The sequence below is a fragment of the Methyloceanibacter sp. genome (assembly GCF_041573655.1).
Classification (GTDB): Bacteria; Pseudomonadota; Alphaproteobacteria; order Rhizobiales; family Methyloligellaceae; genus Methyloceanibacter.
Map to the genome: position 1 here is coordinate 16,255 of NZ_JBFFQD010000024.1, position 19,780 is coordinate 36,034.

Genomic DNA, 19,780 nt, shown 5'->3' on the forward strand with positions numbered 1-19,780 from the left:
CCATGCTGCTTGCGAGGGAAAAATCCCAACTCCTGATCGTCGACGTCCAGGACAAGCTCCTGAGCGCCATCTCGGGCAAGGACCGCGTGGTCGACCGCTGCGTGAATCTGGTACTTGCCGCCCGCACGCTCGGCATTCCCATCACCTTGTCGGAGCAATACCCGCAAGGGCTGGGCCCGACCCATGATTCCATCCGCGACGCCTTCGCCAATGATGGGCTTATCGTCGACAAGACCGAATTTTCTTGCGTCAAAAACGAGCGTCTGCGCGATCACCTGCACGATCTGCGCCGCGAGGGGCGCACCCAAGTCGTAATCGGTGGCATCGAGGCGCATGTCTGCGTGACCCAGACCGCGATGGATTTGGAGTCCCAAGGTTTCGAAGCCTTCGTGGTTGCCGATGCCGTCGGCTCCCGCTCGAAGGCCAGCCGCAAGCTCGCGCTCGCCCGAATGCAGAAATCCGGCGTCGACATCGTCGATCTCGAAATGGTGCTGTTCGAGTGGATGGAACGTGCCGGCACGCCTGAGTTCAAGCAGCTTCAGGCGCTGATCAAGTAGCCCCTCCCTGAACGCAACCTGCATCTCCGGTTCAGCCTGCGTTCAGGTGAAAAAACGCACTCTCCAAAGCGTCAGATCCCTGTAACTGATGAAGCGAACCTTCCTCGGCACCGGGCGTGGAGTTCAGGGGCTCCACGCCCACCCCCTTCACCAAACGCGAAACGTTTTTCCCGCCGCTTGCTTCGCTTTCGGGGAGGCTTTAGCTTGCCTCATCTTTCCCGTTTCAACCCATTTTTCGCGGAGACCCGAAAGTGGCATTCGAACTCCCACCCCTTCCTTACGCCTACGATGCGCTTCAGCCCTATATGTCGGCTGAAACGCTCGAATATCACCACGACAAGCACCACAAGGCTTACGTGGACAACCTCAACAAGTTGATCAAAGACACTGGTTACGAGGGCAAAGACCTCGAGACCATCGTCAAGGAAAGCTTCGGCAAGGATGCCGGCGTCTTCAACAACGCCGCCCAAGACTTCAACCACATTCAGTTCTGGCCGTGGATGAAGAAGGACGGCGGCGGCAAGAAGATCCCGGGCTCGATCCTCGCACTGATCGACCGCGATCTCGGCGGCTACGACAAGTTCCGCGGCGACTTCATCCAGGCCGGCATGACCCAGTTCGGTTCAGGCTGGTGCTGGCTGACGCTGAATAAGGACGGCAAGCTCGAAGTGACCAAGACGCCGAACGGCGAGAACCCGCTCGTGCATGGCGGCTGGCCAATCCTTGGTTGCGATGTTTGGGAGCACTCCTATTACATCGACTACCGCAACGCGCGGCCGAAGTATCTCGAAGCCTGGTTCGACCATCTCATCAACTGGGATCATGTCGAGGAGCTTTACGCGCAAGCGCCGACCTCCTAGCGCGCGGACACAAACGATTGCAGCGGGCGTCCTTCGGGGCGCCCGTTTTGCTTACGCGTAAACCTCGCTCATGGCGGCTTCGACCGCTTCGCTCGCTTCCAGCCAACGCGCTTCCGCCTCCTCGATGTCGCGCGTCAACGCACCGCGCTGCTTCATGAGCGCGCTCGCTTCCGTCGGTGCCGCATTCACCAGGTCTGCATCGAGCGCATCGCGCCTCACAGTAAGCGCCTTCATATCCGCTTCGGCCTGCACGACGGCCTTGCGTAAAGCTTTGGTGCGCTCGCGTGCATCCGCCGCCGCCTTACGCTTCTCCTTGCGGTTGACCTTCGGGCCCGGCGCTTTGCCGTTGCCCTTGCCGGACTTGGCAACGCTCAACACGCTATCGCGATAATCGTCCAAGCTACCGTCGAACTCCCGCACCGTGCCGTCGGCTACGAGCAACAAACGGTCGGCGATCAGCCCCAAGAGGTGCCGGTCATGGCTCACGACGATCACGGCGCCGGCGAACGCGGCGAGCGCCTGCACAAGCGCCTCGCGCGCATCAACGTCGAGATGGTTGGTCGGCTCGTCAAGGATGAGAATATGAGGCGCCTGCCGCGTGATGAGCGCCAGTGAGAGCCGCGCTCGCTCACCGCCGGAGAGCTGACGCACCGCGACACTCACCTTGTCACCTGAAAATCCGAACCGTGCGAGTTGGTTCCGCACCTCGCCGGGCTTTGCACCCGGCAGAAGCCGTTCCATGTGCTGAAGCGGCGTGTCGTCAGCCACCAGCTCTTCGATCTGGTGCTGCGCGAAGTAGCCGACGGTGAGCTTGCCGCTTGCCGCAATCCTGCCCGTCATCGGAGCAAGCTGTTTGGCAAGGAGCCGCGCCAGCGTTGTTTTGCCGTTGCCGTTGCGTCCCACCAGCGCAATGCGGTCATCCGGATCGATGCGCAAGTCAAGGCCTGACAAGACCGGCGTGTCGGGTACGTAGCCGACCGACGCATCCTCAAGCAAGAGAAGCGGCGGCTTGGTCTCCTTCGGGCTCGGGAAGTCGAAGACCAAGGAGGCATCGTCCAGCGCTTCCGCAATCGGCTCCATGCGCGACAAGGCCTTCAAACGGCTCTGGGCCTGACGCGCCGTATGCGCCTTGTAGCGCCAGCGCTCCACATAGGCCTGCAGCTTCTTGCGCTTGGCTTCCTGGCTCGCACGCGCCGCCGCCGCTTGCGCTTGCCGCTCGCGGCGTTGCCGCTCGAACTGGTCGTAATTGCCCGCGTAGAGCGTCGCCTTGCCGTGGTCCACATGCAGGATGTAGTCGACGACATGGTTCAGAAGGTCGCGCTCATGGCTCACGACGATGAGGCTGTTACGGTAGGTTTTGAGGAACGACTCCAGCCATAGCGCCGCCTCCAGGTCCAGATGGTTCGAAGGCTCATCCAGCAGCAGCAGGTCTGGCTCGGAGAACAGAAGCGCTGCAAGCGCCACACGCATGCGCCACCCGCCGGAAAACGTCTCCAAGGGCTGATGTTGCGCCTCCTCCGAGAAGCCGAGCCCCGCGAGGATGCGCGCGGCCCGCGCAGGCGCCCCATGAGCATCGATGGCGTTGAGCCGCTCGTGGATCTCGGCGATGCGGTGCGCGTCCATTGCATGCTCGGCTTCCGCCAGAAGCGCGGCCCGCTCCTCCGCCGCCGCAAGAACTGTCTCGAAGGGCGTTGCCGAACCGCCCGGCGCCTCTTGCGCCACATAGCCGATGCGCGTGCCCGACGGCGCCTCGATGCGGCCGCCATCAAGCTCGTACACCCCGGCAATGAGCTTTAGGAGCGACGACTTCCCCGCCCCGTTGCGTCCCACGAGCCCCACACGGGACCGGGGCGGCAGCGCGGCGCTGGCGCGGTCCAAGATAACATGGCCGCCAAGCCGCAAAGAGATGGCATCAAGCGTGAACATGGCGGGCGTGATAGCACAGGACGATGAGAGTCTGCGCGCTTAGCGGCGGCGCGAAATGCCGCCCATGGTATTGCGCTTGATAGCGTCCTCCAGCACCCGCGTTGCCATCGGCACCACGGAGCGCACGACGGATTTTCCGAGCGCCGTCCAGAAACTGTCGCCACGCCGCCCGCCGGACTTCTTACGGGAGGTCTTGGTCTTCTCGTCGGCCGCCTCGGCCTCGGCAAGCTCCTTGGCGCGCTGTTCGGTCCGCTTCTTCAGAATTTCATATGCCGACTTGCGGTCCAGAACCTCGTCATAGACGCCGGCGACAGGGCTATCCTCGATGATGGCTCTGCGTTGCTTCGGGCTCAGCGGGCCCACTTGCGACGATGGCGGCTTGATGAAGGTGTGCTCGACCATACTGGGCTGGCCCTTTTTGTCGAGGGTCGAGACCAGCGCCTCGCCGATCCCCAGCTCCATGATCGCCGTCTCGGTATCGATGTCCGGATTCTCGCGGAACGTTTCAGCCGCGGCCTTCACTGCTTTCTGCTCCGAAGGCGTGAACGCGCGCAACGCGTGCTGCACGCGGTTGCCGAGCTGCCGCGACACCGTGTCGGGAATATCGCGCGGGTTCTGCGTCACGAAGTAGACGCCGACGCCCTTGGAGCGAATGAGGCGAACCACTTGCTCGACCTTTTCCAAGAGAACCTTGGGCGCATCGCGGAACAACAGATGCGCCTCGTCGAAGAAGAAAACGAGCTTGGGCTTCTTGGGATCGCCGACTTCCGGCAACTCCTCGAACAGCTCCGACAACAGGAACAGGAGGAACGTCGCGTAGAGCCGCGGGCTTTGCATCAGCTTGTCGGCCGCGAGCACGCTGATATAGCCGCGCCCGTCTGAGTCCTTGCGCATCAAGTCCTTCCTGACGTCCAGCGCCGGCTCGCCGAAGAAGTACTCCGCGCCTTGCTGCTCCAGCACAAGAAGTGAGCGCTGGATGGCGCCGATCGAAACCTTGCTGACATTGCCGTATTTCGTGGTGAGGTCCTTCGCGCGACTGGCGAGGTTCTGAAGCAAGGATTGCAGATCCTTCAGATCGAGAAGCGGCAGTTTCTCGTCGTCGGCGATGCGGAAAGCGATATTCAGCACGCCTTCTTGCGCATCGCTGAGATCCATCAGGCGCGACAGAAGAAGCGGCCCCAATTCCGTGACGGTCGTGCGGATGGGGTGTCCCTGCTCACCGAACAGGTCCCAGAAGATCACCGGATGGGCACTGTACGGGACCTCGTATCCGAGCATCGCGGCGCGTTCTTTGATCCAGCCCTTCTCCACGCCCATCTCGGCGACGCCCGAGAGGTCGCCCTTCACGTCGGCGCAAAATACCGGCACGCCTTGGTCCGAAAAGCTCTCCGCAAGCCCTTGCAGCGTCACGGTCTTGCCCGTGCCCGTGGCGCCGGTAATGAGTCCGTGGCGGTTGGCGAGCTTCAGAAGGATGTATTCGGGCTTGTCGCTCTTGCCGATGAAGACGCAATCGTCCGGCAACTCAATAGGAGCAGGATCCGCCACCGCTTCGGCGGCCTTCGGCACGGCTTTCTTTTTGGCGGACTTACGGGCGGTTTTTCGCGGTCTCTTCGCGGCCCTCTTCTTCTTGGCTGCCCGCTTTCCCGGCTTCGTCGTTGCCGTCTCGTCCTCCGTATCGTCGCCCGTCTCCGGCGTCCTGCTCCGCCTCGCCATGACCCTCTCCTCGTCGCATCTTGGTCTGCGGCACTTTAGCGGTAGCCCGAGCCCGACGCCAAGGTGGCCATTGCCCCATTTTCTCTGGTATTCCACCAGGTTTCTCGGCGCCCAAGCTTCGTGCTAGGAAAAATCTAGGATCATTCTAGGGTTAGTGGAAATGGCAGAACTTCCCCTCGCCCGCGACTTCCCGCCCGCCGATGAGGCAGCCTGGAAGGCGCTGGTGGAAAAGGCGCTCAAAGGCGCATCAATCTCTTCGCTTGAATCGAAGAGCTATGACGGCATCGTCATCGAGCCACTCTATGGCCGGGCGAGCGATGCGGACGTCGTGCCTGGCCGCGCGCCGGGCATACCGTGGGAAGTCACGCAACGCATCGAGATCGCCGACGGCAGGACGGCCAATCGGCAGATCCTCGAAGATCTCAATAGTGGCGCCGGCGGTCTTAGCCTCGTGTTCGAAGGCTCGGTCGGCGATTACGGCTTCGCGGTCCCGCCGTCGGAAGGCCTTCTGAAAGAAGCGCTCGACGGCGTGCATTTCGAATGGGGCGTTCCCGTCGAACTTCAGATGGGTCCACTCTGTGAAGACACAGGGCGCATGCTCGCCAATCTCGTGCAGCAGCGCGGACTTGCACCGAGCGACGTCAACATCCGTTTCGGCTTCGACCCCATCGGCGTACTCGCTGTCAATGGCCGGAACAATGTGGTCTGGCCGGACATGGCGAACTTTTTCGCGAACCTGGCAGGGGAGTTGGTCGCGCAAGGCTTCAAGAGCCCACTGGCCGTTGGCGACGGCCGGCCCGTACATGCCGCCGGGGGCACCGAAGCCCAGGAGCTGGCCTTCGCGCTCTCCACCGCACTCGCTTATGTCCGCGCGGCACATGACGGGGGCGTACCGCTCGATGACGCACGCCGTCTCGTCTTCTTCCGACTCGCCGCAGACCAGAACCAGTTCCTCACCACGGCCAAGTTCCGCAGCATTCGGAAATTGTGGTCGCGCGTCGAAGAGGCATGCGGGCTGGAGCCCGAGCCTGCTTTTGTTAGCGCCGAGACTGCCTGGCGCATGATGACCAAGCGCGATCCGCAAGGAAACATCGTGCGCGGCACGATTGCCGCGCTCGCTGCCGCAGTTGGCGGCGCGAACGCAATCTCTATCATGCCGTTCAGCGCGGCCGTCGGACTGCCTGACGCGTTCGCCCGCCGGGTTGCCCGCAACACGCAGACCATCCTTCTCGAAGAGTCGAACCTTTATCGCGTCGCAGATCCCTCCGCCGGATCGGGCGCCATGGAGTCGCTGACCGGCGAACTCTGCCAGGAAGCGTGGAAACTGTTCCAAGCGATCGAGAACGAAGGCGGCCCCGCCGAGGCTCTGCGGTCCGGACTCATTCAGAGCGCCGTCGCCAAGGCGCGCGCCGCGCGTGAAGCGGCCATGGCGCGCCGCAAGGACGCTCTCATTGGTACCAGCGATTTTCCTGATCTTGGCGAGGACGCAGTTGCCGTTCTCGACGGCGCAAAGTCTGCGCCGCGCGACACCAACGGCGAGCAGACGGCCGAGCCTTTGAGGCCGGCACGCGCCGCGGAGTCCTTCGAGGCCTTGCGCGACCGAAGCGATACCTATCTCGCCGCGCATAACGCGCGGCCTAAGATTTATCTGGCTTGCTTGGGGCGCCCGGCCGACTTCAACGCGCGCGCAAGTTTCGCCAAAAGCCTGTTCGAAGCAGGCGGCATCGAGGCCGTCGCACCTGAAGCCGCGCAGAGCCTGGACGAAATGCTACAGGACTTCGAAACGTCCGGCGCGAAGCTCGTCTGTCTTTGCTCCTCGGACAAGGTCTATGCGAGCGAGGGCGCGCTGGCAGCCCGTGCGTTCAAGGACATCGGCGCGCAACACATCTATCTGGCGGGCAAGCCCGGCGAGCTTGAGACCGCGCTTAAGGCGGCCGGCATCGAGAGCTTTGTCTCGGCGGGGGCCGACGCACTTTCGACGCTGCACGGCGCATATGAGAATTTGGGGGCTTGAGTGGCTGGGATTCCGAAATTCACCGAGATCGACTTCCAGGACCCGCGCGAGCCGGCGCTCGAGCCAGGCGCCGAGGCCTGGGAGACGCCGGAAGGGATTGCCGTCAGGCCGGTCTACGGGCGTGAGGACCTCAAGGGCCTCGACTTCCTCGATGGGCTTCCCGGCGTGGCGCCATACTTACGCGGCCCCTACCCCACCATGTATGTGCAGCGTCCTTGGACGGTGCGCCAATATTCCGGCTTCTCGACGGCCGAGGACTCCAACGCCTTCTATCGCCGCAACCTCGCCGCCGGTCAGCAGGGCGTCTCCATCGCTTTCGATCTCGCCACCCATCGTGGCTACGATTCCGACCATCCCCGCGTGACCGGCGATGTCGGCATGGCGGGCGTCGCCATCGACTCCATCTACGACATGCGCACCCTGTTCGACGGTATCCCGCTCGATCAGGTCTCTGTGTCCATGACCATGAACGGCGCGGTGCTTCCGGTGCTCGCGCTCTTTATCGTCGCCGGCGAAGAGCAAGGTGTCGCCCATAAGGACCTCTCGGGCACCATTCAGAACGACATCCTCAAAGAGTTCATGGTGCGGAACACCTACATCTATCCGCCCGAGCCTTCGATGCGCATCGTCTCCGATATCATCGGCTACACGTCGAAGGAGATGCCGCGCTTCAACTCGATCTCGATCTCCGGCTATCACATGCAAGAAGCCGGCGCGACGGCGGACCTTGAGCTCGCTTACACACTTGCCGACGGCATCGAATATGTGCGCGCGGCAATCGCCTCAGGGCTCGACGTCGATACCTTCGCGCCCCGGCTCTCCTTCTTCTGGGCCATCGGCATGAACTTCTACATGGAGATCGCCAAGATGCGCGCCGCGCGTCTGCTCTGGGCGAAACTCATGATGGATGAGTTCGCGCCGAAGAATCCCAAGTCGCTGGCGCTGCGCACGCACTGCCAGACAAGCGGCTGGAGTCTCACGGCGCAGGACGTCTACAACAACGTGATCCGCACCTGTGTGGAGGCCATGGCGGCGACGCAAGGCCATACGCAGTCGCTGCACACCAATGCGCTTGACGAGGCGCTGGCTCTGCCCACGGACTTCTCAGCGCGGATCGCCCGTAACACCCAGCTCATGCTGCAAAAGGAAAGCGGCACCACGCGCATCATCGACCCGTGGGGCGGCAGCTATTACGTGGAGCGGCTGACCTACGATCTCGCGGCCAGAGCGATGCAGCACATCGAAGAGGTCGAAAAATTCGGCGGCATGGCCAAGGCTATCGAGGCCGGCATCCCCAAGCGCATGATCGAGCAGGCGGCGACCGCCACGCAAGGCCGCATCGATTCCGGCCGGCAGACCATCGTCGGCGTGAACAAGTACCGCGCCGAAAAGGACGCGGACATCGCCATTCTCAAAGTGGACAATCGTGCCGTGCGACGTCAGCAGCTGGAGAAGCTGGAGCGTCTGCGGGGCGAGCGGGACGAAGCGGCCGTACGCGAAGCCCTTGACGCGCTCACGCAATACGCCGAGACAGGCACGGGAAACCTTCTGGAGGGCGCCGTGGCGGCGGCCCGCGTCAAGGCCACCGTCGGCGAGATCTCCGACGCGCTGGAGAAGATCTATGGCCGCCATCGCGCCAACGTTTCGGCAATCACCGGCGTCTATAAATCCGAGATGGGTCGCAGCAAGGACGGAAACATGGCCCGCGTTGCAGAACTGATCGACGTTTTCGAGACCGAGCATGGCCGCAGGCCCCGCATCCTGGTCGCCAAGATGGGCCAGGACGGGCACGATCGCGGCCAGAAGGTCATCGCCTCGGCCTTCGCCGATCTTGGCTTCGACGTCGACATCGGACCTCTGTTCCAAACGCCGGAAGAGGCCGCGCGCCAGGCAGTCGAAAACGACGTGCACATTCTCGGCGTATCGTCGCTGGCAGCCGGCCACCTGACGCTGGTGCCGGCATTGCGCGAGGCGTTGGAAGCGCAAGGGCGCGGCGACATCGTGATCGTGCTGGGCGGCGTGATCCCGCCTCAGGACTATCCAGAACTCTATGAAGCCGGTGCCAAGGCCATTTTCGGTCCGGGCACGCCCATCGCCGATGCTGCCATTGATATCCTCGCCAAGCTCGGCATCGATGCCGCCAAGGCCGACGCCGCGGAGTGACGCGACGATCGCAGCTTGCGCTTCGGCCCGTTAGCCCCTACCCCCGCATGTCATGAGCGGCAAGAAAAGCACTCAAACCGTCAAGGACCTCTCCAAGGCCATCCGCGCGGGCGACCGCGTGGCCCTGGGGCGCGCCATCACCCTGATCGAAAGCGCGCGGCCCGAGGACCAGGCCCGTGCGCGCGATCTTCTGAAGACGCTGTTGCCTGACACGGGCAAGGCGATCCGCGTCGGTATCAGCGGCGTACCCGGCGCCGGCAAGTCGACCCTCATCGACCAGCTCGGCGTCAACCTGATTAGCCAAGGCCACAAGGTGGCTGTGCTTGCGGTGGACCCCACGTCCTCGCGCACCGGCGGCTCCATTCTCGGCGACAAGACGCGCATGGGACAGCTCGCCTCCGAGGACGATGCCTATATCCGCCCCTCGCCCGCCGGCGCGAGCCTCGGCGGGGTGACCAAGACCATGCGCGAGACCATCTCCATTGCCGAAGCAGCAGGTTTCGACGTCGTCCTGGTCGAAACGGTGGGCGTCGGCCAATCCGAAACCGCCGTATCCAACATGGTGGACGTCTACGTCGTCGTTGCCATTCCAGGCGCGGGCGATGAGCTGCAAGGCATCAAGCGGGGCCTCCTTGAACTGGCCGACATCATCGCCGTCAACAAGGCCGACAACGACAATATCGAACGCGCCAACCGCGCCGCCACCGAGTACCGTGCGGCTCTGCATATCCTCGCCGCGAGCAGCGCGGCATGGCAGCCCGCAGTGCTGACACTTTCCGCCCGCGACAACACCGGCCTCGACGCGCTGTGGGACAAGATCGGCGAATGCCACAGCACGTTGTCGGAAGCGGGCATTCTCGATGAGCGCCGCGCCGAGCAGGCCACGGCCTGGATGCGCGAGATCTTTGAACAGCGTCTGCTGGCCGCTTTTAAGGGCGGCCGCCGCGCGGCGCGGCAATACCAGGACATTGAGGAGCAGGTGCGCAACGGCACGCTGACCCCGACAGAAGGGGCCGAGGCCCTGGCCGAGCTCGTGGGGTTGAACGAGCCCGAGAAAGAACAAGAGTAACCACGCTCACGCGAATTTCCTTCCCTCGCGCCCAAGCCCCTAGTAAGCCATTGATATGGCACCGCGCGTCCTCCTCACGGGCTTTGGTCCCTTTCCCGGCGTCGACGAGAACCCCTCGGGCTGGCTCGCCGAAACGCTTACCGCACGGACACCGGAAGGCGGTTTGGACCTCCATGGCCAGATCCTGCCGACCGAATGGGACGCCGTGGCCGCGCGCACCCCGCAGCTCTACGCCGACCTGGAACCCGATGTTATGATTCACTTTGGCGTGAGCCAGACCGCGAAGGCCCTTCGCATCGAGCACAGCGCGCATAACCGCGCCCTGCGCCGGGCCGATGCGCGTGGGGCCCTTCCACCCAAGTCCGCCATTTCGCCGAACGGTCAACCCCGCCTCGATAGCGGGCTTCCCGTAAACGCGCTCGCTGCACACTTGCGTGCCCAAGGCCACGGCGCGAACGCCTCGCGCTCTTGCGGCCGCTATCTCTGCAACTATCTCTATTACCGTTCGCTCGAATGGGCGCGCGAGCGCGGCCGCGACACGATCTTTATCCATGTGCCGTTGATGCGCGCGCAAGGCGGCGACCTCGAGGAGAAAAATCTCCTGAGCGCCGCGCAAGAAGCGCTGCGCTTCGTCGTCGAAGCCAGGGAAGCACGGCAATGAAGATTGCCCGCCGAGAGTTCATGCTGGCCGGCCTTGGCGCCGGGCTTACCGCGGCAGCTGACCCGCATAGCGCGGCCGCTCGCGACACGAGCGCGCCGGAAGCCTTCAGCACGTTCGGCATTGTGCCCGCGGACGGCGCCATCAATCAGACCGCGACGCTACAACGAGCCGCCGACGCAGCCGCTGCGGCCGGCACACCGCTCTATCTTCCCGCCGGTACATACGCGACAGAACGGCTTGTCCTAAAAACTGGCACGCATATTCATGGTGTGCCGGGGCTCACGATTCTCCGCCATGCAGGCGGCCGGGCCATTCTGGAGACCGAAGGCACGGACAATGTGCGCCTGTCGGGCCTCGTCCTCGACGGCGACGGCAAGCCCCTTGGCGACAACGGCGCGCTGATCATCGCCACCGAGACGACGCACCTCGACATTGCGGACTGCCGCGTCACGGGCTCGAGCGAAGAGGGCATCGCGCTGCGCAAGGCCGCTGGGCGCGTCGCCGAGTGCGAGATCGACACGATCGCCAAAGGTGCGCTCGTCAGCGAAGACGCGAACGGCCTCGAGATCAGCCACAACCACGTCCACGACTGCGGCGACAACGGCATTCTCGTTTGGCGGTCCAAGACAGGCGAGGACGGGACAATCGTCAGTGCCAACCGCATCGAGCGCATTGGCGCCAAGAGCGGCGGCAGCGGACAGAACGGCAATGGTATCAATGTGTTCCGTGCGGGCTCTGTGCTGATCACGCAGAACCGCATCGCCGATTGCGCCTTTTCCGCCATCCGCTCCAACGCCGGCTCGAACTGCCAGATGGTGGCCAATTCCTGCACCCGGCTCGGTGAGGTGGCGCTCTATGCCGAATTCGGATTCCAAGGCGCCGTGGTCGCCAACAACATCGTCGACACCGCGGCTATGGGCATCTCCGTCACCAACTTCAACGAAGGTGGCCGGCTCGCTGTGGTGCAAGGCAATGTGATCCGCAATCTGTTCTTGCGGAAGCAGGGCGAGGTTCGCGGCGTCGGCATCGGCGTCGAGGCCGACACCGTCGTCACCGGCAACGTCATCGAGGGCGCGCCGGCCTATGGCATCTTCGCCGGTTGGGCCAAGTATTTGCGTGATGTCAGCGTCACGGACAACGTGATCCGCAAGAGCCATGTCGGCATCGCGGTGTCGGTCGACCCGTCCGCCGGTCCTGCGTTGATCACCGACAATCTGATCGACGGCGCCAAGGACGGCGCGATCCGCGCCATGAAGGGCCGAACGCCTGTCGGCCCAGACTTGGCGCACGAGAGCGCCGAGGCCTACCGCAATCTCGCGGTCTACGCCAACGTCGCGCGCTAACGGCTACTTCGCCCGCATCTCGCCGGAGACGAGCTCCGTCGGCACGCCCGCGGCGTGCTTGGAGGTGCGGATGACGAGCGTCGTCTTGACGCTCTCCACGTTCGGCGCGGCGGTCAGTTCGTGGATGATGAACTCTTGGAAGGCGCTTAAGTCCGGCGCCACGCAGCGCAGCAGGAAATCGATCTCACCGGAGAGCATGTAGCAGTCGCGCACGATCGCGCATGCCGCGACCCGTTCCTCAAAGGCAATCAGATCGGCCTCGGCCTGGCTGTGCAGCTTGATCATGGCGAAGGCGGAAACGTCGAAGCCGAGCGCCTTATCGTTGAGGATCGCGGTGAAGCCCTCGATGATCCCGGCTTCTTCCAGCGCCCGCACCCGGCGCAGACAGGGCGGCGCCGAGATCCCGACCTTGCGGGCTAGCTCAATATTGGTGATCCGCCCGTCCGCTTGAAGCTCGCGCAGAATCAACCAGTCCGTGGCATCGAGGCGGGCGGCGCGCATGGGTACTCAAGCTCCCTGGACGATCACAGGCTCAACGCGCTAGAAGGCGCCTAATGAGCCCGCAAGCTTCGATAAATTTCGGCTTTGCGCAACTTTACGTCTTCCTCGCAAAAGAATCGAAAAGAAATTGAACGTTCCCCATTCCGGAAATTTTGGCGACCCCCAGAGCACGCCCGGCGGAGATGCCGAAGGCGCCGCCGCGCTGATTGCCGAGAGCCGCAAGGCCCGCACGGCCAAGACGTGGATCGTCACCGATGGGTCCGTCGGCATGGAGGCGCAAGGGATCGCCATGGCCGAAGCCGTCGGCCTCCCCTACGCCCTGAAGCGGGTCGCCCCCAAAGGGCTCCTGCGGCTCCTGCCCGCGCCGGGGCAGCTCCTCCTGCCGCCACAAGCCCTACTCCGCCAAACGAAGAGTAACGAGGCTCTGGAGCCGCCTTGGCCGCGTCTAATCATCTCGATCGGCCGGCGCGGCGTTCCCATGGCACTGGCGATCAAGCGGCTGTCAGGCGCCTACGCCCTTCACATTCAAAATCCGAAAGTGCCCGCGCGCCTCTTCGACCTGGTCGCGGCCCCAGCCCACGACAATTTCGAAGGCCCGAACGTCATCACCACCTTCGGCGCTGTCCACGGCGTCACCGCGGAACGGCTCGCTGAAGCAGGCGAACGTTTTGCGCCCACCATCGCGAAGCTGCCCCACCCCCGTGTCGCGGTGGAGCTCGGCGGCGAGAGCCAAGCTTTCAGCTTTCCCCCGGAGACGGCGGCAGCCTTTGGCGCGAAGCTGGCGGATATGGCCCGCGAAACGGGTGGATCGCTTCTGGTCACGCCCTCGCGGCGGACCCGCGTGGAGTCGCTTGACGCCCTATCCAAGGCGATCGCCGACACGCCCCACTTCGTTTGGGACGAAACGGGCTACAACCCCTATTTCGCGTTTCTCGCGCTGGCGGACGCCATCGTCGTCACCGAGGACTCCGTCAACATGGTCACCGAAGCGGCGGGAACCGGCAAACCGGTCTATGTGCAGGCCATGCCCGGCCGCTCGACGCGACTTGCGCGCTTCCATGCCCTGATGCGCGAGCGTGGGGCCACGCGTCCCTTCGAAGGGCACCTCGAATCGTGGACCTATGCCCCGATAAACGACACCGAAATGGTCGCCGCGCGCATTCGCGAGGCGCTTGATCTTGAAACCAAAGCGTAAAACGGCGGCGCCCAAAGCCGGTTGCGCAGAGCGGCGGGCATGCTTACGTCTTGCTTCCTAATTTGAACCGAGAGGCTTCTTCCATGGGTTCCCGTCACGCCAAGGTGATCATTATCGGCGCCGGTCCGGCCGGCTACACGGCCGCGATCTATGCAGCGCGGGCCATGCTGGAGCCGGTCCTGATCGAAGGCATCCAGCCCGGCGGTCAGATGACCATCACCACGGACGTGGAGAACTATCCCGGCTTCGCCGATGTGATCCAGGGCCCCTGGCTCATGGACCAGATGCGCGCGCAAGCCGAGCATGTCGGCACCGATCTCGTCGCCGACACCATCGTCGAGGCCGACCTCAAGCAGCGCCCCTTCAAGCTCAAAGGCGACAGCGGCACCGAGTACACCGCCGATGCGGTGATCATCGCCACGGGCGCCAAGGCGCGCTGGCTTGGCCTTCCCTCTGAAGACAAGTTCCAGGGCTTCGGCGTGTCGGCCTGCGCCACCTGCGACGGGTTCTTCTACCGCGGAAAGAACGTGATCGTAGTCGGCGGCGGCAACACCGCCGTAGAGGAAGCGCTTTATCTCGCCAACCTCGCCGACAAGGTGACGCTGGTGCACCGGCGCGATGCTTTGCGCGCGGAGAAGATTCTGCAAGAGCGCCTGTTCAAGCACCCCAAGATCGAGGTGCTGTGGGACCATCAGCTTGCCGAGGTGCTGGGCGATGAGGATCCTCTTGGCGTCACGGCCGCCAAGCTCAGAAACGCCAAGACGGGCGATGAGACCACCATGCCTATCGACGGCGTGTTCATCGCCATCGGTCACTCACCGCAGACCGAGCTGTTCAAGGATCAGCTCGCGCTGAAGCAAGGCGGCTACATCAAGACCGAACCCGGCTCCACAGCGACGAGCCTTGAGGGCGTGTACGCCGCCGGCGACGTGACCGACGACGTCTACCGCCAGGCCGTCACCGCTGCCGGCATGGGCTGCATGGCGGCGCTCGACGTGGAGCGCTATTTGGCGGCGATGGAAGCCCACGCCGAAGCCGCCGAGTAGCGCGTCCCTTCGGCTAGCCGGTGCGGGTCATAAGTGCTGCCACGCTGACATAGTCAAACCGGTAACGCTCCGGATGCGCAGTCAGCAACTGCTCGACACGGCCGAACACATCGCCGACGACTGCATCCGTCTTTGGATTGTCACCTAGCGCAAGGCGCAGCACCGGCTCGGTGAAAGCACGCAAGAAGCGCGTGTAAGCGCTAGCATAGGCTGCGGCGGCGCCGTTTTGCTTGAAGTCTTCGACAAAGGGGACTGGCACCTCATAGAACTCGGCCCGGTCGATGCTGAACAAGTCGGTGCACACGCCCGTGCCTGCCTCTAAGGGCGTGAGCAGCTCTTTGAGCGTGCGGAAATAGACGGGCTGGTAGTAGGCGTCGTACGTCGCCGGATCGATCTGACCGGAGGTAACCGCCTCCAAAACCGCATCGTTCAGGACATCGTAGAGGCCATCACAGGTGCGATACTCTTCACCCATCCCGAACACCTGAACCAACAGCTTCCCACCGGGCACAAGCTCCACCGCGCGGGCACGCAAGAAGCTCTCCAGATCGGCGCCTGCCTGCTCGGCGAAAGCGCTCCTTTCGGTCTCTGTCACCGCACCGACATTGCGCAGCGCGCTTGGTCCATTCGGCAGGATGTAACCCGGCAGACGATCGAGCGGCCGCCGGCTCAAGAAACCGACCGCATTGAACGTCATGGCGACATGGAGTGAGCGCGGCGGCAGGAGCCGGTCGAACATCGAGCCACCGAGGATCGCCGAATAAGTGTTCTCTCCGAACACCGACTGGCCTTGCGGCCGCAGCGCCAGCAGCGCCTCGGAGAAGTCATTGGTCGGCAAATCGCTATGGATCGTCACCAGCGGCCGGCTGGTGCGCGACCGCAAGACCGGCAGCACCGCATGCATCACCTTGATCGAGTTTTGGCCTTCCGAGCATCCGAAGTCCGCCAGAGTGACCGCCTCGGGCACCGGCGAGAGATCCATGGCCGCGGCGGCCTCGATGAGCCAAGGCAGAACATATTCGAGTGCATTCGCTTGGGGCGCAGAGTGGCGGTTATAGAAGCCACCGCCAATCATGCCAGTCGTCACGGTCGTCAAAACAAGACCTCCCGGGGCTTGCCAGTGAGATATCTGTGCGGATGAGCCTTTAGAACCATACCGAGACAACGCCGAAGAGACTTTCGCCCGCCACGAGCCCTGCCGCCACGCTCAAGAGGAACCGCGCGGACCAGTTGGGCGCAAACTTGTGTGCAAGACTGGCAAGCGCGGCGCCCGCGAACAGCATTAGCGACGTGCTTGCGGGAATCACGAACGCAAGGCCCAACGTGGCCCCGCTCGGCACGAAGAGGAGATATTTCTTGTCCAGCCAGCGCTCCGCCAGCGCGAGGCCTATACCGAGCACCGCGCCGATGGCCATCGCGATGAGCGCCGACGGCGCAATGCCGTTCAGCCCATGGCTGAGCGCTTCGGCCACGGCTTTCCAAACCGCGACCGCCGGCGCCGGCCATTCGGGCGTGAAGAGCTGCGTCGTAGGATCCGGGATCAGCATCAGGTAGACGAGACTACTGACCAGGCTCCCCACAACGACGCCCGCGCATTGGGCCGCGACCTGACGGGCGGGATGCGCACCGACCTCGTAGCCCGCGCGGAAATCGTTCAGGAGATCCGCCGACTGTCCTGCGGCGCCGCCTGCGACATTCGCCGTCATCAAATTGGTGATGGGCTGACCGGGCGCCATGACACCAAAGGAGAGCTGAGACAGCTTGCCAATCGCGCCGATGGGCGCGACGGACGTTTCGCCCACGACCCGCGCTGCCACAGTGGCCAGCGCAAAGGCAATGGGAATGGACGCAAGCGCCATGGTCCAGTGCACGTCGAACAAGATGATCTGAAGCGCGATGGCGAGCGCGGCGGCGGCCACGAAGCCGGCGAACTGCAGCCTGCCGCTGCCGGAAGTTTGCGCGCGGGCCTGCGGGCGTCTATGCGGCTTTGACACGTCGAGCAGCGACGCCCCGAAGCTTGTAAGGCTTCCGGCCAGCATCATGGCGACGCCAGGCCAAAGAAGCCAGCCCACGAGCGGCTCGAACCAGTTCGACGCGTCTTGCGAGACGATAACGATGTCGTGCGCGATCAGTTGAGGCGCAATGAGCCCCCAAGCGATCAGCGCGCCGAACAAGAGGCCAAGGCCGGCGCGCAGGCCGATAATGCCGCCAAAGCCGATCAACAGAAGCGATGGATCGAAAACGAAGGTGAGCTTCGAGGCTGTCACCGAAGGCCCCAGCCGCGGAATGTGCCACACCAGCTTATCGACCACGTTGAACAGGACCGCGCCGATCAGCGCCGACAGCAGGACCTTCACCCGCGCCATGGCCTCTCGCCTATGCGCGAACATGTCCAGCATGGTCTGGGCCGTCGCCATGCCCGCGGGGAAGACGAGGTTCGATTGCACGATCATGCGCGGCCGCAAATACCAACCGACCCACACGCCGAGAAAGCTCACAGTGAAGACCCACATCGTCAGCGGGGCCCAATGCAGGTTCTCGCCCGTCATCACCGCCAGGGCCGGGATGGGTGCCACCAAGCCGCTCGATGTGATCGCCGCTGCTGCGGAGGCCGTCGTCTGATTGATGTTGCTTTCGAGCATGCCCCATGGCGCGAGCTTGCAGAGCCGCGCAAGCGGCATCCAGAAGGCGAAGGCGAGCAACAGCGCCGTGATCGACATGTTGAACGACCAGCCGATCTTCAGGCCCGAATAGACGTTGCAGGGCGCGAGCAGCGCGCCAAGGAGGAGGCCGGTGGCAAGCGCGCGCGGTGTCAGTTCCGCAGGTCCAGGCGCCGGGGAATCGGTCTGAGGCGTCATTGCTGCGCTTGGTGCCACGAAGCAGGGCCTTCACCAAGCGCCAAGCCCGCCATAGACCTTGGAGGCAAGCCTTCCTTAAGGTCGCAGACCATAGTGTGATTGCCGAAAAATGCTGTAATCTAGGGCTACTACCACGACCGGCTGAGAGGCCGCGAGGCCAAGAAAACCGGGCTTAAGGGGAACCGATGCCAGACAATAAGATGTTCGAAATTCCGACCGAAATGCGCGAACTCGCTGAGAAGAACGTTGAGGAGGCGCGCGTGGCCTATGGCCAGTTCATGGAGTTCATGAGCCAAGCTATGAATGCCTGGTCGTCGACCGGCGCCCCCGAGGCGGGCAACTTCAAGGCCCTGCAAGAGCGTGCCGTCTCCTTTGCCAAGGAGAACGCGGAACGGTCCTTCTCGCTCGCCAGCGATCTTGCCAATGCCAAGGATATGCAGGACGTCGTGACGCTCCAGAGCCGCTACGTGCAGACTCAGATGCAGACCTTTGGCATTCAGGCTCAGCAGCTCTCCTGGCTCATGGCCGACGCCTTCCGCAACATGCAGTCGAAGCCGCCCAAGAAGGACTAGGCACGCTTTGCCAGCCAGGCGCCGTCAGCCTTCGCAGAGCGAGTGAAACTCGAGCCCTTGCTCGGCGCAGATCGCGTGCGCCTCATCCTCGCTGTCCGCCTCGATGAGGATCAGCAAAGATCCCTCCAGCGCGCAGAACGTAACGCGCTGACGCCCGATCCGCGGCGCCGCGCGAACGATGCTGACGCTCATGCGCTCGGTGGCAAGTCTGGAACGATCCGCCATGACCGGAATCATGCCTGATTCGCAGTGGTTTGGCTTGCCCCTTCCCCGAGGATCATGGCTCCCTTGGCCACAACCCGCTGGCCTTAGCGCTTCTTGGCCTTCTTGTTCTTTTTGCGCTTCTTGTTTTTCTTCTTCTGCTTCTGCTTTTTCTTGTTGTTGGCCTTGCCGGCGTCCAGCCAGAAGCCGGCCTTGACGAACCTCACTTTACGCTTGCGAGGCTTGGCGTCAAAGGCGGCCACACGTCCGTTGTTTCTGAAGCCATCATGCTCGATCGCCTTGCGCATGAACCTGCCCCAGATCTCCGCCGGCAGACTGCCCCCCGTGACTCCCTTCATGGGTTTGGAGTTGTCGTTTCCGACCCACGCGCCCACGACGAGATTGCCGGCAAAGCCAATGAACCAGGCATCGCGATATCTTTGGCTGGTGCCGGTCTTGCCGAACGAATTGACGGGGAGCTTTGCCCTCCGGCCTGAGCCGTTCTTGACCACGGCGCGCAGCAGCGCGCGCATATATTGTCGCTCGTTAAGCCGCCAGCGGCCCGCGCCCTTAGGCGGCGTGACCTCCAGGTCGATCTCCTCGTAGCCGGTGACCGACCAAGGCTTCACCGGATAGGCGCCGGCGGCCACGGCAGCATAGGCGCTTGTCATCTCAAGCAAGGTCACCTCGAAGGCACCCAGCGCCAGGCTCGGACGCGCTTTGAGTGGTGTGGTGATGCCAAGGTCGCGCGCGGCCTGAATCACGGGCCTGCGCCGCGTCGCTTCTGCGATCTGCACCGCCACGGTGTTGACGGACGAGGAGAATGCGCGGTGCAGCCTTATCGTGCCGAGATAACGATTGCCGAAGTTCCGAGGCGTATAGCGCCCAACGCGCACCGGCTGGTCGACGACGATGCTGCTAGGCTTGAGCCCCGCTCGCAAGCCGGCGAGGTAGACGAACAGTTTGAACGAGGAGCCAGGCTGGCGGCGCGCCTGTACTGCGCGATTGAACTTGCTCTGGTCATAGTCGCGGCCGCCAACCATGGCGAGCACGCGTCCGTCCGAGCGCATTACGACCATGGCGGCTTGCGTTGCGCGGCGC

At 63.6% G+C, this 19,780-nt stretch carries 17 protein-coding genes; 10 read left to right on the forward strand and 7 right to left on the reverse strand.

The features are described 5' to 3' along the window. Nucleotides 1-2 precede the first annotated feature (2 nt). Nucleotides 3-557, forward strand: coding sequence for a hydrolase (locus tag ABY454_RS07505; protein WP_372929563.1), 555 nt, complete (start codon nucleotides 3-5; stop codon nucleotides 555-557). Between the two features lie 251 nt (nucleotides 558-808). Beyond that, nucleotides 809-1,417, forward strand: coding sequence for a superoxide dismutase (locus ABY454_RS07510; RefSeq protein ID WP_372929564.1), 609 nt, complete (start codon nucleotides 809-811; stop codon nucleotides 1,415-1,417). A gap of 51 nt (nucleotides 1,418-1,468) precedes the next feature. Here ABY454_RS07510 and ABY454_RS07515 read toward each other — a convergent pair whose 3' ends face one another. Beyond that, nucleotides 1,469-3,343, reverse strand: a complete 1,875-nt coding sequence (locus ABY454_RS07515) for an ABC-F family ATP-binding cassette domain-containing protein (RefSeq protein ID WP_372929565.1) — start codon at nucleotides 3,341-3,343, stop codon at nucleotides 1,469-1,471. A 39-nt stretch (nucleotides 3,344-3,382) separates the two neighbouring features. Further along, entirely contained in the window at nucleotides 3,383-5,056 is a 1,674-nt protein-coding gene (locus tag ABY454_RS07520; protein WP_372929566.1) for a helicase HerA-like domain-containing protein, read from the reverse strand. A 160-nt stretch (nucleotides 5,057-5,216) separates the two neighbouring features. On the opposite strand from ABY454_RS07520, the gene ABY454_RS07525 reads away from it, so the two are divergent. From ABY454_RS07525 to ABY454_RS07545, 5 genes are read left to right on the forward strand one after another with little or no spacing between them, the layout of a single operon-like run. Then, nucleotides 5,217-7,070 (forward strand): methylmalonyl-CoA mutase family protein, encoded by a 1,854-nt coding sequence (locus ABY454_RS07525; RefSeq protein WP_372929567.1) that lies wholly within the window; start codon nucleotides 5,217-5,219, stop codon nucleotides 7,068-7,070. After that, complete coding sequence (scpA, locus tag ABY454_RS07530) at nucleotides 7,071-9,233, forward strand: methylmalonyl-CoA mutase (protein WP_372929568.1); 2,163 nt, start codon at nucleotides 7,071-7,073, stop codon at nucleotides 9,231-9,233. A 52-nt stretch (nucleotides 9,234-9,285) separates the two neighbouring features. Further along, the gene (meaB, locus tag ABY454_RS07535) at nucleotides 9,286-10,302 is read left to right on the forward strand and encodes a methylmalonyl Co-A mutase-associated GTPase MeaB (RefSeq protein ID WP_372929569.1); all 1,017 of its coding nucleotides are present in this window, start codon (nucleotides 9,286-9,288) and stop codon (nucleotides 10,300-10,302) included. A 55-nt stretch (nucleotides 10,303-10,357) separates the two neighbouring features. Then, nucleotides 10,358-10,963 carry a hypothetical protein gene (locus ABY454_RS07540; RefSeq protein WP_372929570.1) on the forward strand — a complete coding sequence of 202 codons (606 nt, stop codon included), beginning with the start codon at nucleotides 10,358-10,360 and terminating at the stop codon, nucleotides 10,961-10,963. After that, nucleotides 10,960-12,306, forward strand: coding sequence for a TIGR03808 family TAT-translocated repetitive protein (locus tag ABY454_RS07545; RefSeq protein ID WP_372929571.1), 1,347 nt, complete (start codon nucleotides 10,960-10,962; stop codon nucleotides 12,304-12,306). Before ABY454_RS07540 ends, ABY454_RS07545 begins: the two co-directional genes overlap by 4 nt. Nucleotides 12,307-12,309: 3 nt before the next feature. Here the strand turns inward: ABY454_RS07545 and ABY454_RS07550 are convergent, their stop codons facing one another. After that, nucleotides 12,310-12,807 (reverse strand): Lrp/AsnC family transcriptional regulator, encoded by a 498-nt coding sequence (locus tag ABY454_RS07550; protein ID WP_372929572.1) that lies wholly within the window; start codon nucleotides 12,805-12,807, stop codon nucleotides 12,310-12,312. 127 nt (nucleotides 12,808-12,934) lie between these two features. Between ABY454_RS07550 and ABY454_RS07555 the strand changes: the two genes are divergently transcribed. Further along, on the forward strand, nucleotides 12,935-14,002 hold the full coding sequence (locus tag ABY454_RS07555; protein ID WP_372929573.1) for a mitochondrial fission ELM1 family protein: 1,068 nt from the start codon (nucleotides 12,935-12,937) through the stop codon (nucleotides 14,000-14,002). Between the two features lie 83 nt (nucleotides 14,003-14,085). Further along, entirely contained in the window at nucleotides 14,086-15,048 is a 963-nt protein-coding gene (trxB, locus tag ABY454_RS07560) for a thioredoxin-disulfide reductase (protein WP_372929574.1), read from the forward strand. 13 nt (nucleotides 15,049-15,061) lie between these two features. On the opposite strand, the gene ABY454_RS07565 is transcribed toward trxB, so the two are convergent. Beyond that, complete coding sequence (locus ABY454_RS07565) at nucleotides 15,062-16,135, reverse strand: hypothetical protein (RefSeq protein ID WP_372929575.1); 1,074 nt, start codon at nucleotides 16,133-16,135, stop codon at nucleotides 15,062-15,064. Nucleotides 16,136-16,193: 58 nt separating this feature from the next. Next, entirely contained in the window at nucleotides 16,194-17,906 is a 1,713-nt protein-coding gene (locus tag ABY454_RS07570; RefSeq protein WP_372929576.1) for an OPT family oligopeptide transporter, read from the reverse strand. A 185-nt stretch (nucleotides 17,907-18,091) separates the two neighbouring features. Between ABY454_RS07570 and ABY454_RS07575 the strand changes: the two genes are divergently transcribed. Further along, nucleotides 18,092-18,478: a phasin family protein gene (locus tag ABY454_RS07575; protein ID WP_372929577.1), complete on the forward strand. Its 387-nt coding sequence runs from the start codon at nucleotides 18,092-18,094 to the stop codon at nucleotides 18,476-18,478. 24 nt (nucleotides 18,479-18,502) lie between these two features. Here ABY454_RS07575 and ABY454_RS07580 read toward each other — a convergent pair whose 3' ends face one another. Together ABY454_RS07580 and ABY454_RS07585 are read right to left on the reverse strand one after the other, a co-directional pair. Next, nucleotides 18,503-18,703 (reverse strand): hypothetical protein, encoded by a 201-nt coding sequence (locus ABY454_RS07580; protein WP_372929578.1) that lies wholly within the window; start codon nucleotides 18,701-18,703, stop codon nucleotides 18,503-18,505. 83 nt (nucleotides 18,704-18,786) lie between these two features. Beyond that, nucleotides 18,787-19,780 (reverse strand): transglycosylase domain-containing protein (locus tag ABY454_RS07585; protein WP_372929580.1); only part of this gene is annotated, 994 nt, incomplete at its 5' end.